The organism is Candidatus Firestonebacteria bacterium RIFOXYD2_FULL_39_29 (assembly GCA_001778375.1).
In the GTDB taxonomy this organism is placed as follows: Bacteria; Oederibacteriota; D2-FULL-39-29; order D2-FULL-39-29; family D2-FULL-39-29; genus D2-FULL-39-29.
The window spans coordinates 1-13,034 of record MFGV01000083.1 but is presented as its reverse complement, the minus strand read 5'-3'; the positions used below and the strand labels follow the sequence as shown (position 1 = coordinate 13,034).

Annotated in this window: 10 protein-coding genes; 9 read left to right on the top strand and 1 reads right to left on the bottom strand. The window is 39.6% G+C overall.

The features are described from left to right. Positions 1–282: 282 nt before the first annotated feature. The 5 genes from A2536_01715 to A2536_01695 all read left to right on the top strand — a co-directional run bounded on the left by A2536_01715 (position 283) and on the right by A2536_01695 (position 5,236). Complete coding sequence (locus A2536_01715; protein OGF44708.1) at positions 283–1,761, top strand: hypothetical protein; 1,479 nt, start codon at positions 283–285, stop codon at positions 1,759–1,761. Next, positions 1,752–1,949 (top strand): hypothetical protein, encoded by a 198-nt coding sequence (locus A2536_01710; GenBank protein ID OGF44707.1) that lies wholly within the window; start codon positions 1,752–1,754, stop codon positions 1,947–1,949. The genes A2536_01715 and A2536_01710 overlap by 10 nt, the downstream gene beginning before the upstream one ends. A 147-nt stretch (positions 1,950–2,096) precedes the next feature. Further along, positions 2,097–2,366: a hypothetical protein gene (locus A2536_01705; protein OGF44706.1), complete on the top strand. Its 270-nt coding sequence runs from the start codon at positions 2,097–2,099 to the stop codon at positions 2,364–2,366. Positions 2,367–2,412: 46 nt separating this feature from the next. After that, positions 2,413–4,500, top strand: coding sequence for a hypothetical protein (locus A2536_01700; GenBank protein ID OGF44705.1), 2,088 nt, complete (start codon positions 2,413–2,415; stop codon positions 4,498–4,500). A 232-nt stretch (positions 4,501–4,732) separates the two neighbouring features. Further along, complete coding sequence (locus tag A2536_01695; GenBank protein OGF44704.1) at positions 4,733–5,236, top strand: hypothetical protein; 504 nt, start codon at positions 4,733–4,735, stop codon at positions 5,234–5,236. A gap of 82 nt (positions 5,237–5,318) precedes the next feature. Here the strand turns inward: A2536_01695 and A2536_01690 are convergent, their stop codons facing one another. Beyond that, positions 5,319–7,964, bottom strand: coding sequence for a glycine cleavage system protein T (locus A2536_01690; GenBank protein OGF44703.1), 2,646 nt, complete (start codon positions 7,962–7,964; stop codon positions 5,319–5,321). 370 nt (positions 7,965–8,334) lie between these two features. Here A2536_01690 and A2536_01685 point away from each other — a divergent pair, with 370 nt between their 5' ends. From A2536_01685 to A2536_01670, 4 genes are all read left to right on the top strand, one after another. Then, on the top strand, positions 8,335–9,483 hold the full coding sequence (locus tag A2536_01685; GenBank protein ID OGF44702.1) for a hypothetical protein: 1,149 nt from the start codon (positions 8,335–8,337) through the stop codon (positions 9,481–9,483). Further along, positions 9,480–10,370, top strand: coding sequence for a hypothetical protein (locus A2536_01680; protein OGF44701.1), 891 nt, complete (start codon positions 9,480–9,482; stop codon positions 10,368–10,370). Before A2536_01685 ends, A2536_01680 begins: the two co-directional genes overlap by 4 nt. Beyond that, a complete protein-coding gene (locus A2536_01675; GenBank protein OGF44700.1) occupies positions 10,367–11,356 on the top strand; it encodes a hypothetical protein in 990 nt (329 codons plus the stop codon). Before A2536_01680 ends, A2536_01675 begins: the two co-directional genes overlap by 4 nt. 109 nt (positions 11,357–11,465) lie before the next feature. Then, positions 11,466–12,881 (top strand): hypothetical protein, encoded by a 1,416-nt coding sequence (locus A2536_01670; GenBank protein ID OGF44699.1) that lies wholly within the window; start codon positions 11,466–11,468, stop codon positions 12,879–12,881. Positions 12,882–13,034 lie beyond the last annotated feature (153 nt).

Here is a 13,034-nt window from a genome sequence, read left to right as displayed (position 1 = left end):
TTAAAAAACCGCTTCTTGGTTCCAGTTGTCAAAGAACGGTGTTTCTAGAAATAATTGCGACACAGTCTGAATTAATGGTTTTTAGGTCTGTTTTGGCGTTAGCATTGTATTTTCTATTTAAAATCAATTGCACAAATTATTGTGCAGGTTGCATATCCTTTTAAGCAGCAGACCTATGCTTCTACAGTAAAACTCCTTATTTTTAAATAATATTTTAGTTGGCATGTTTATTGCTATTTATAATAGTCCTGGTAGTTTACCGTGGAAAGGAATTGGTGAAAAATGAATTTGGAAGATAACCTTGAAGATATAGCTGGGCTTCTTTTTGAAAGTCCATATCCGGTATTTCGGGTTTCGCCCGAAGGAAAACTGCTGTATGCGAATGAAGCCGGAAAATGCATGCTGGGGAAGTGGGACAGCACTATTGGTCAGACTATCAATCATGATATTGCAGCAGAAGTTACTGAAGCCCTCAGAAAAAATCTGACTAAAAATAATGTTGAAGCTAAATGCGGGGAGAGAGTCTTTTCTCTTACTCTTGTCCCTGTACTCAAGGGCAATTATGTGAATATATACGGAGACGAGGTTACCGCTAGAAGAAAAGCAGAGAAAGAACTTGAGAGGATCCAGAAGCAAGTGATACAGCAGGAAAGGTTAAAAGCCATCGGCCAGATGTCCAGCGGAATAATCCATGATCTGAATAACGTGTTGTTTCCGATACTGGGTTTTAGCGAGACGCTTATTATGCATCCTGCATATCTTAATAATAAAGAAAAAACTCTTAATTATTTGAAGAAAATAAACTCTTCCGCAAAACACGCAGCGAGTGTAATAAACAGACTCAAGGACTTTTTTCGCGCTCCTCCGTCTGATGCGCTTTTAAAACCTGTAGATCTGAATAGATTGATCAGCGACATCATAGGTCTTACTCGTCCCAGATGGAAGGATGAGATGGAGGCAAAAGGTGTGGTGATTAAGGTAGAGACCGTTCTTGAGGGTCTTTGGCCGGCGGCAGGAGAGGAATCGGAGTTTCGGGAACTTATTGTGAACCTGATTTTTAATGCGGTTGACGCAATGACAACCGGCGGAGTAATAACCATTTCTACCAGAAGCGAAAAAACAAATGCCATCTTTGAAATAAGCGACACAGGTTCAGGAATGTCGGAGCAAGTAAAACTCCATTGTTTTGAGCCGTTTTTCAGTACCAAAGGAGAAAAAGGTACCGGTCTTGGCCTGGCAATGGTTTACGGCACTGTGAAAAGATACAACGGAAACATCCATCTTGAAAGCGGGGAAGGGAAAGGTACGAAGTTCACGATAACATTTCCTGCCTGGCAGAAAAATAAGTCAGTACAAATTGCAGACCAGCAGTATGTGTCAGAAAAGATCATTAAAATTCTTGTGGTCGATGACAATCCGATTGTTAGAGAAGTAGTAAAGGAATATCTATTATACGACAAACATCAGGTTGAGACTGCGGAATCCGGCGATGAAGCTATAAAGATGCTGTCCAAATGTGCGTTTGACGTGGTCGTAACCGATATGGCAATGCCTAAAATGAGCGGCACTGACCTTGCTGTTCTTATCAGACAAAAACAAAAAAACGTTTCTGTAATTCTTCTTACCGGGTTTAGCGAGCTTATGATTGCAAAGGATGAAAAGCCGGAAGGAGTTGACTTTATTCTTGAGAAACCCGTCAGTTCAGATAAATTACGGGCTACAATAAATCAAGTAATTAAAAAGGAGGCAAAATGGCTATAAAAAAAGTAAATGCTTTACCGGTTGTAAATAAAAACATCAGCAAAGAACAATTGCTGAAGGAAATTGAAAAAAAAGCCTATGAACTATTTTTAAAAAGAAACGGCACGCACGGTAAGGATATGAACGATTGGCTGGAAGCGGAAAAAATAGTTATGAAACAACTTAAAAACATTCTCCGGAAGAACTGAAAAAATCACTTTTCCCATGCCGGCTTCAGCTATCGTCCGGGGTCATTAGAACTATCGCTAAAACAGCACTTCGTTTTGCAGGAATATAAACAATCAAGGAAGAATTAAATGCTGTTTAAAGAGTATTAATGAGGAAACTCTTTTGTCTTGACAGTCACTTTCATAGATGTCCCTCTTATCTTTATAGCAGAAGCTTTCCAGAGTTCTAAATTCATATTTGCCGATGAACCGACGGGGAATCTCGACCGGGAGAGCGGTTCTCTGGTTCTTGATTTTATGGCAGAGCAAAAACACGAAAATAATGTTACAATGGTGATGATGACCCACGACAGGGAAGTTGCGCTTAGAACCGGTTATATATATGAACTTGCCGGCGGCAGGATATGCAAGTTCTTGGATGTTGAAAAATATAGATAAATCTAAAGTATTAATGCAGTAAAAGTGTTTCTATGGCGGTGACGGCTTGGTTCCTCAGAAAAAAGACATATTAAGTCCGGTAATTCTCTTTTCGATATTTATGGTGCTTTGCATCTGCATTATTATAGCCGGATACTTCTTTTATTCTTATGAGCATAATAGGATCCTAAGCCAGAGGAAAATTGAACTCTCCGCTATATCAATATTGAAATCTGATCAGATCGTTCAATGGAGAAAAGAAAAACTGTCCTTTCCTCGAAGTGTCCGAGAAGGAAAACCTTTTATCGGGCAGATAAAAAGTTATTTGGAAAACACGGCTGATAAGGATCTTGAAAATAAAGTTGCGCAGCGGCTTGAATCATACCGGGAGATTGGAGGTTATCAAAATATAATTCTCTGTGATCTGAGCGGCAGGCAGGTACTTAGTGTTGGTAAAGCTACAGGAGATTTCACTTCGGATATTGGCGGGGAAATAAAAAAATGTTCAAAGAACCTTGAAATCAATTTTCTTGATATACACAGGAACGCAAATTCCGGAGATATTCATATTCAAATACTGGTGCCGATTACATTGGATGTGGATAACAAAGTGGATCCCATTGCGGTCCTTATTTTTGGCATAGATCCTGCTGATTTCCTTTATCCTTTGATCCAGATCTGGCCGACTCCTAGCCCTTCTTCGGAAACGCTTTTAGTGCGGAGAGAAGGTAATGAAGTTGTCTATTTAAATGAACTCAGGCACAAGAAAAACACTGCTTTAAAACTCAGATATTCTCTGGAAAGAACAGAATTTCCTGCTGTCAGAGCTGTTTTGGGACATCAAGGAGTCCTGGGCGGCGTGGATTATCGGGGTGAAAAAGTTATATCTGCGGTAAGAAAGATACCGGGGTCCGGCTGGTATATCACCGCAAAAACAGATCTGAAAGAACTGGAAGAACCTCTCAAAGCGCGTCTCCTGTTAATTGTAATCATTGTCATAATTATGATTTCACTGTTTGGTCTCGGGCTGTCTTACTTGTGGGTGACGCAAAAAAACAACTGGCTGAAACAGATGTATGAATACGAGGTCAAGCAAAAAGCTTTGACGAAAAACCTCGAATACATTACGAAATACGCGAACGATGTAATTTTTCTTGCAGATGAGAACTTTAAACTTGTTTTTGCCAACGAAAAAGCATCCGAGATTTACGGCTACACGCATGAAGAGCTTATGAACATGGGGATAAAAGAATTAAGAGCTCCGGAAGTAAAAGAAAGGGTGTCAATCGATATGCAGGAAGCGGAGAAACACGGCGGTATAGTCATGGAGACCCTGCATAAAAAGAAAGACGGCACGATCTTCCCGATAGAAAGCAGTACCCGGACAATTGTGATCGATGATAAAAAATACCATCAGGGTATTATAAGGGATATATCAGAAAGAAAGAAGCAGGAAAAAGAAAAAGTCGATCTTCAAAACCAGCTTATTCAAAGCGAAAAGATGTCTGCAATAGGTCAGCTGGCGGCAGGAGTGGCGCACGAGATAAATAATCCCATGACTTCCATTTTGGGATTTACCCAGCTTCTCCTGCGCGTACATAAAGACGGCGACACCGAATACGAAAAACTGAAAAAAATAGAAACTTCTTCTCAGAGATGTAAGGATATCGTCCAGCAGCTCCTCATCTACTCGCGCACAAAAGGATCGGAGATTCAGCCTGTTGATATTCATAAAATGATAGATGCGGTACTTGTGCTTACAAAAAATCATCTTAAAATAATGAATGTTACCGTAGTGAAAGAATACGCGGATAATCTGTTGCATGTGGCGGCTCCGCAGCAGCTTGAGCAGGTGTTTATGAACATAATATCTAACGCCAGAGATGCTATGCCTTCGGGCGGTCGTTTAATAATACAAACACAGATGGAAAACGGTAAAATTGTTGTTAAATTTACCGATACGGGCGAAGGAATATCCCGGGAGAATCTGGGAAAGATATTTACTCCTTTTTATACTACAAAAAAAGCCGGGCAGGGAACAGGTCTCGGGCTTTCTATAGTCAAAACGTTACTTGCAAGTATGCAGGGTGATATAAAAGTTGAAAGTGAAGTGGGCCGAGGCTCAACATTTATTTTGATACTACCCGCAGAATAATATCTTACAAGTATCGGACAATTTCTTCAGGCTAATTTCCTTTACTATATAATAACAAATAATTATTGTTTTCATCATCTATTGACTTTTAAAAAATCTGTGTTAAACTGATCTTAGAATTATTAAAGGGCTATCTTCTAAACCTTTATAGGTCGCTTTCATTCCATCCTTACGGATGTTGAATGAAGCTTAAGATAGCCCTTTAATATTCATATTTCATTGAGGAGCTAAAATGTTTGACAAAGAATTCGCGAAAGAACAAATAAAGATGTATTTAACAAATGATCTAAAAAACATATGGAAGAAAAAGAATTCCGGAGAGTATGTGCCGGAATATTTTGAGCTTGTAAAAATAGAGCTTAAAGAGCGGGGAGAAAATCCGGAGGAGATTGAAAAAGATTTAAAAGAAGATATAATAAAGACCGTGGATGGGCATGATAAACTGAGCGGGCTTATAAGCAACTCTCTGAAGGAAAAGCTGAATATAGCGAATCTCGAGCTTGAAGATCTGGTTCAATTATATGTCTGGGAAAGCAAATCCCCGTATTTCATGTCTCTGGTGGAAAGTGAGCTCATAAGGCGGGGAGAGGATATAAAAAAATACGTCAAACCGGGTCCGATAACCGAAGAAAATACTTCAGACAAAGAGTCGGTTTACTGTAATTCCTGCGGTAACGGGCTTAAAGCTTTTGATAATTTTTGCTCTGCCTGCGGGAATCCAAAACTGGCCGAATAAAAAAACAAAAAAAGTGGGACAGGCACGTGCCTGTCCCACTTTTTGTGGTTTCGAGGATAAATTGAAATAAAAACATGAAATATTAGATTAAACTGTGCAGTCTTTGGATCTTTTCTTCCAATTCCGGTTCTTTAAAGCAGAATTTAAGATCTAAAAAGTTTTCTCTGAACTTTTTAACTTCTTCCTTTACGGATTTTCCGTCAAATGCGTCTTTGATCAGCTGGGCTACTGTTTTAAAATCATCCTCATTTAAGCCGAATCTTGTCATTTCCTGGGAACCGAGACGGAGGGCGCCGGAAGCTGTGAAACCCTCTTCTTCCGGGGTGGCCTGATAATTTACTATGATATTATTCTCTTCAAGGCGCTTTGCGACTTCCGGGCCTTTCGCATACCCGACATTTACTATAATTTGATGGGTTTCGGTAAAAGACACCGCAGGATCTCCTGCGACTTCAAAGCCCAGATCTTTTAAAGCTTTGGCAAGAGCTTTTGCATTCATTATAACTTTTTCCTGATACTCATCCTTAAAATTGTTCATCTCATAAGCCGACATTAAAAGCCCGAGAAGGGTCCCGAGGTGATGGTTGGAAACGGAACCGGGAAATACACGGTTTTCAATTGTCTCCCAGAGTTTATAGTTATCGTCTTTTTCGGCAAAGTCGGAAGAAATTATGCCGCGCTGGCTTCCAAAGAAAGTTTTATGCGTAGAACCGGTAACAATATCTGCACCGTCTTTGAAAGGCTCCTGAAAATAGGGCCCGATAAGTCCCAGCACATGGGCCATATCATACATTACGATAGATTTTATTCCCTGCGCCTGCATAAAGGCTTTAACCTCTTCAACAGGTTCGGGATGCAGCACCAGGGATTTTCCGAATATTATAAGGTCCGGTAGATTTTCCGCGATAAGTCTTTTTGCGGCGTTTGCGTCTATTTTATAAGGATTACCGGGAAGAGTCGGGAAATTAATTACCGAAGGTCTTTCCGTGACAGGATCAATTTGAATAAAATTATTGAGCGCGCCCATAGGTTGGGCGGAAAGATGCCCGCCTTTTATTATGTGGTTGTTCATAACATTTTTCAAACGTCTGGGTTCTGCTTTCCTGTTATCCCTGTTAACAAAATCTAGCATGGCCGCGAAAACAGCTGTATTTGCCATCTGTCCTGAGACTGTTCTTGTTTCCACATTTTTACAGCCGAGATATTTCCTGAATTCCGCTGCGAGCAGGTTTTCCACTTCCGCAATAAAATCCGTACCCTGATAATAAAATACTTCGGTGTCGTAAAAAGATCTTACTTTTTTATGTTCGGCGTAACGGAAGGAAGAATCCATGACGGAAAGAAGACGTGTTGCCGGAGAATGGGTTTGCTCTGACGGAATAAGATTAATACACTCTTTTTGCCTCCAGACCGTATTGTTAAAAGCTTTTTCCAGCAGGTTTTCTGTCTTTTCTTTGTAAGTATTTTCACTTAGGGGCTTTACCAAAGCAGTGTGTTCTGCGAGTATTGGTCTTGCATAAGGCGGGGCATCAGTTCTCAAATGCCATTTTACAATAATACCGTCTGCTTTTACGCCACGGATATCAACTTGAATATTATCGCCCTCGCTTATATCAGAATCGAGCAGAGCCAGTCCGATCGCTCTCATGCCGCGTTCTTCGGAAATACCGGTTGCGAGCCCTTCCCCGGTAGTTTTAAAATAAGGTATCATGGTGCCGCTTGTCACATAACCTACGGCTTTTTCGCCTTTATAAACTTTAAATCCCTGCCTTGCTATTCCTCGTCCTATTATTGCGAACGGCAGGATGTGTTTTGGAAGATCGTTAATGGCGGAATAATCTTTTTTTATTATTTTCTTTTGCGCTTCAAATTGTTTTAAGAGCGCTTCTTTTCCGAGAAAGTTTTCTTTTAAAGGGGAAAAGCTAACGGCAAATTTTGAAAGAGGAACAGCAAAGATAGGGATTTCTTTTCCTTCCAGGTCCACTCCGAGTTCGTGCCCGTATAAAGGAAGGCCGCTCTCTAATCTTAAAGTATCTCTTGCGCCCAGTCCTACCGGAATGGCTTCTTTTTCAATGAGCGCGTCCCAAACTTTAAGCGCGTCTTCCCGGGCAATAAAAAGTTCAAACCCGAGAGGCTCCCCGGTATATCCGGTCCTGGCTATAAGTATTTTACTGCCTTTAATTGTTATCGAGCTCATTGCGTTCTTTACCGGGTCGGGAATCCTTCCGCCTTCCAAAAGGGAAGAAAGAATAGTTTTAGATTTTGGGCCTTGAAGGGAAAGCATGGCGATCTCAATGGATCTATCTTCAAACTCAACTGCGGAGGAGTATCTCTTTGCGGTATGGGAGAGATGCTCCCAGACCCTTAGCTGGTTACCGGCATTAACCACGAGGATGTATTCAGTGGGAGCGAATTTGTAAAGATAAGCATCATCAATTGCTCCGCCGTTACTGTTTTGGATAATTGTGTATTGCGCCTGGTTGATATCCAGAGCTGCTGCGTTATTTGTGAGTACATGCTGCAAGAAGAGTAAAGAGTTCTTTCCCCGAATTACAAAACGACCCATATGGGAAACATCAAAAAGTCCGGCATTCTTTCTTGTGATAAGATGTTCTTCTAAAATTCCGCGGGGATAGTTTAAAGGCATGTTCCATCCGCCAAAGTCTGTCATAGTTGCGTTAGCGGCAATGTGCTTGTCAAAAAAGACTGTTTTCAAAAGCTCGGACATGAATCCTCCGTAATTCCGGTACCCGCATCCCCGGATTCTCCTCAATTCGGAAGGAGAAGAGAATGTAAGGGTATATTACCCCGGGGGAAAGCACTTATCTAGTATGATATATTATTGAAATTAAAAAATCAATACAATACCGTAACCCGAAATCCTAAGTAGAAAGCATACCTTTATTGGCTTGCATAATATTAAGGTTTACTGGGATTTCGGGTTCGATTCCACTAAAAGCTCGAAACTCCCAAAACCCGCCCGGATGGATGTTTTTTACTTCGACGTTCTGACTTGACAAAGTAGTACATATATGATATAATACACATACAATGCATATACAATACATAAAGCATTCACTTTGTAGACGGAGTATAAAATGAAGTTCAAAATAGAAAAAAAGAGTGGAATTCCTCTATATATTCAACTAGCCGAAACAATAAAAACAAGTATATTAAACGGAGATCTTTTGCCCAATCAGCCGTTTCCTTTTATGGAGGATTTAAGCAGGGAATTGGATATAAGTATGATCACGGTAAGAAAGGCGCTAAACTTATTGGAGCAGGAAAATTTGATTTATAAAATAAAAGGGACGGGTTCTTTTGTAAAAGGCAGTATTAATATAAATAATAAATCAAAGTTACCTCCATCTCCTGAACTAAAACCTATCTATATTTTGACCGAAAAACAATTCCTTGGGGGATATTTTTCGAAAGTGTACGAGAGTGCGGTATCAGCCGCGAGGAGATATAATATAGATATTTTTGTTGAGGTGCGGGAAAGTTATGACGATTACCGGTTTTTGGATAATATTAATAAAATAAATATTGGCGGTATTTATGCAATGGGGATTGAGGATGACAATTATATCCGGGGATTAATTGAAACCGGTATTCCTGTTATTGCCGGCGACAATGTTCTTAGTTTACCGTTATGCGACTATATTGTTTTTGATGTGTATAAAGGTGCCCGCTGTTTAATGCAGCATCTCCTCGACAAAGGACACAGGGATATTCTATATGTTGAAGGCCTTGTAAAAAACTCTCAAGGGGAAAAAATACCTGAAAGGTCAAACGGCATTAGAATGCTTGCAATCAATCAGGTAATAAAAGAATCAAAATTAAATATTAATTTGAGAATATTTTCAGCGCCAATAGGGTTTCATTCCTGTTATAACCTGGGTAAAAAAATATATGAAGAGAGAAATCTTCCAACTGCTGTTTTTGCATTTGATGATACTGTCGCCGAACCTGTTATCCTGGCATTGAAAGATAATGATATAAAAATACCGCAGGATATGAGTGTTGTCGGTTTGGGAGGGTACTTAAACAAAGAGTTGGATTTAAAAATAACCAGTTATAGTTTTGACCTGTTTAAAATGGGACAAATGATGGTCGAACGTTTGCTTCAGAGAATGAAAGGTTATGCAAAACCGGGGATTACCATAGAAATTGGAGGAAGTTTTGTTCAGGGGGAAACCGCGGGTAAAATTTGTAAAAATAATGAAATCGAGGCGGTAAAAATATGAAGATCTCGATTTCTGCAGGTGATTTTCCGGAAACGTACAATTTAGACAAGGCGTTGAAGGTTATTAAGGATTTGAATGTCAATTATGTTGAAGTAATTTACGGCAAAGATATTCTTTACAAAGATAATATAACCTCATTTAAAAATATATTAAGCTCGAAAAATTTGAAAATAAGCAGTGTGGATAACTGGTGTGTGTTTACCAAAAAAGAGATGATAGAGCAAAACCAAAATACTCTTATTGACAGTATAAATACTGCAAAAGAAATGAATGTGAATATTGTAAGGATAGGTCCGTTTGGAGGAGTGGAGAACGGCATATTAACAAAAGAAGTGCTCAAAGAGTATAAAAACGGGATCTTGCCCTGCTTGAAAGAGGCGGAGAAAAATAAAGTATATCTCGTATTAGAAAATGAGTTTTATGATGATCCGTGTCAGAGTGCTTTACAAACTCTGGAGATATTAAAATATATGGATTCAGAATATTTCCGGCTTCTCTATGATCCTTGCAATTATTATATCGCGGGAGAAGAGCCGTTCCCGTATACATATGATATTGTTAAAAAATATATAAAATATATTCACATAAAAGACGCTATGAAGATAAAGGAATGGGAAAAGGCCGAAGTTAGCGAAAGGGGAAGAAAAGAGGCTAACTGCTATTTGGATAAAGCCGGTAATACTATTTGGAAGCACAAGAAGAACGATTATCTGTGTCTGGCTTTAGGGGAGGGCGGGTGTAATTATGACGGGTTGCTAAAGCAGTTAAAAAAAGACAAATATGAAGGATTTCTTTCAATAGAACCTCACGTAAGAGAGGAGATCCATACAGAAACACTTAAGAAAAATATTACATATATGCAGGAGCGGGGAGGAAAAATACTATGAAAGGCAAAATGAAAGCAGCCGTAGTCCGGGGTCCCTATGAATTAAAAGTCGAAGAAATGGATATTCCTCAAATTGATGACGATAGTTTACTGCTCAAAGTACACAGGGCTTGTATTTGTAATGCAACCGATCATCATATATATGAAGGTGTTTACATAAAACTAAATCCCTGGCTGAAAAATCCTCATGTTGCGGGTCACGAATCCAGCGGAGAAGTAGTTGAGGCGGGTAAAAATATTAAAAGATTTAAGGTCGGGGACAGGCTCTCTTTTGGCTGTAAAATGGGCGGTATGGACGGCGGGGCGTTTGCCGAATACAACAGGTTATACCCGAAAACCTTGGCTTCCATGGATATTTTAAAAGACAATGTCTCGTATGACGAGGGCGCCTTGCTTGAGCCTTTGTACGGGGTTTTAGGGTCAGTTTATTCTTCCGGTATTATGCCGGGTGACAAAGTGCTAATAATCGGAGCGGGCCCTATCGGTCTTCTTCATCTGCAGGTCGCTAAAAATTTGCTGGCGATGGAAATTATTGTTGCAGACGTGCATGAGTTCAGATTGAATAAAGCAAAAGAGCTGGGAGCGGATCTTATTATTAATACAGACAAACAAGATCTGGTTGAAACTGTAAAAAAATATTGCATAGATATCGATGTTTTAATAGATGCCTCCGGAAGTAATGATGATTTGATAGATAAAGGTGTAGATATGCTCAGAGCAAACGGAAAATATATTGTTTATGGACATGCTATGGGCCAGTCAAAGTTTACCCCGCAAAAACTAACATCTAAGGGTGTACAGATGCACGGAATTATGTATAATCATGACAAAATGATCCCGCTTGCAAATAAACTTGTCTCGGGAGGCAGGATAAATCTAAAAACACTGATCACGCATCATGTAAAGCTTGACAATATAGTTGACGCAATTAAAATGTGTAAAGAAAAAGAAGGCGAAGTAATAAAAGTCATTGTCGATATTTGCTAAAATCTGCAGCTATTGACAAATATTCTTATTGTGGATATAATGCAAGTACAATAAAATTACTTTAAAAATACCAAATTTAACAAGCAGTTTCCTAACCGGAGGAGCTTTAATGAACCTAATGAAACGAATTAAAGAAAAGATCAAAGAATCAAAGTTCTTCTTTGTTTCCTTCACCGCGCACCTCCTGATTCTCTTTCTTGTCAGTGGAATAGTTATAGTAAATCCGACAATGAGGAAAACAGTTTTCAGAGGTATCCTTCAGATGGGCGGAGGAGGAAAGGCAGAAGCGCCGGAATGGGAAACACAAAAACAACTTCCGTCTTCAAAACCTGTTGATATTCCTTCAACAGCCAAACAAGAGATCAAAGTTACCGACGCGAAAGTCGTCATTAACACAAAGATGGCTGATACAAATAAATCAAGTGCTGTTATTAAACCGCTGGATATTGTCGGAGCCGGCGGCGGTGAGGGCGGCGGGATGGGTACCGGTATCGGTAAAGGTATCGGAGCAGGTATCGGTATTTTCTCTGCCAGAATGAACAGGACGGAGATGGCAAAGAAATATGGCGGAACTCCGATGACGGAAGCTGCAGTTAATAAAGGGCTTGAATATTTATTTAAAAAACAAAAGTCAGACGGCTCCTGGGAGGTCCTTCCAAAAGCATTACCTGCCTGGCAGGCAACAGAACCTCAAATAGGAATTACCAGTCTTGCCGCATTGGCTTTTTTAGGCGCCGGATTCAGGGTAGATTCTCCGCATAAATATGCAAAGACATTGCAAAAAGCGATTCAATATATAATTTCAAAGCAAGGTCCTACCGGTTATATCGGCGGGGATACAATGTATAATCATTGTATAGCGGCAATTGCATTATCAGAGGCTTTGGCAGTGGGGGGAGCGAGTAATATAAAAGCAAATGTGGAAAATGCCACAAAATTAATTATATCGGCGCAGGAAGTAGATAAAATTGAAGCTCACAAAGGCGGTTGGAGGTATAGTCCAACAAGCAAGGATAGTGATTTATCCGTAAGCGGCTGGGCTGTAATGGCGCTCAAAGATGCTTCCTATAGCGGCATTCTTCAGCCGGAAATTAAAGCTGCTTTGGAATACGCTGCACAATATATTATAAAGACTAAAGGAAGCTATTCCACTATTGACAAGACAGGAACAACGGCTGCCGGCGGACCAATAGCTATTTTTTGTCTTACTATAGCGGGAAAGTCCAATGATCCTCTGGTTAGAAGCATGGCTGCTAATGTTAGCATGGATTTATCCAGAGCATATTATTATCATATGTATTATACCAATTTAGCGCTGTTTCAAATGGGAGGTGCGAATTGGGAAACTTGGAATAAATTATTCAGAGAATACATTGTTACAAAACAAAATACAGACGGTAGTTTTCAATTTTTGGGTCGTGATTATGAAGATAAATGCGGCTTTAATTATACAACTGCGATGGGAGTGTTATGTTTAGAGGTTTATTACCGTTATTTGCCTATCTATCAGATTGTAAATAAATAATTTAGCAGCGGCTTAACTCGGAGAAAATATATTACGGCTTATTCTTTAAATTTCCTTCTAATCTTTGTCTAATAGACTGTTCTTTGTTAAAATTTTAGGCAGAAATCTTGAAAGAATCGTGTAATTTGGCATACTTTTTGAAATCAACAGGAT

Excerpts from the sequence above, each read along its gene's own strand:
- A2536_01710 (OGF44707.1), top strand. The coding sequence starts at position 1,752 with ATGGCTATAAAAAAAGTAAATGCTTTACCGGTTGTAAATAAAAACATC.
- A2536_01680 (OGF44701.1), top strand. The coding sequence starts at position 9,480 with ATGAAGATCTCGATTTCTGCAGGTGATTTTCCGGAAACGTACAATTTA.
- A2536_01715 (OGF44708.1), top strand. The coding sequence starts at position 283 with ATGAATTTGGAAGATAACCTTGAAGATATAGCTGGGCTTCTTTTTGAA.
- A2536_01695 (OGF44704.1), top strand. The coding sequence starts at position 4,733 with ATGTTTGACAAAGAATTCGCGAAAGAACAAATAAAGATGTATTTAACA.
- A2536_01670 (OGF44699.1), top strand. The coding sequence starts at position 11,466 with ATGAACCTAATGAAACGAATTAAAGAAAAGATCAAAGAATCAAAGTTC.
- A2536_01685 (OGF44702.1), top strand. The coding sequence starts at position 8,335 with ATGAAGTTCAAAATAGAAAAAAAGAGTGGAATTCCTCTATATATTCAA.
- A2536_01675 (OGF44700.1), top strand. The coding sequence starts at position 10,367 with ATGAAAGGCAAAATGAAAGCAGCCGTAGTCCGGGGTCCCTATGAATTA.
- A2536_01690 (OGF44703.1), bottom strand. The coding sequence starts at position 7,964 with ATGTCCGAGCTTTTGAAAACAGTCTTTTTTGACAAGCACATTGCCGCT.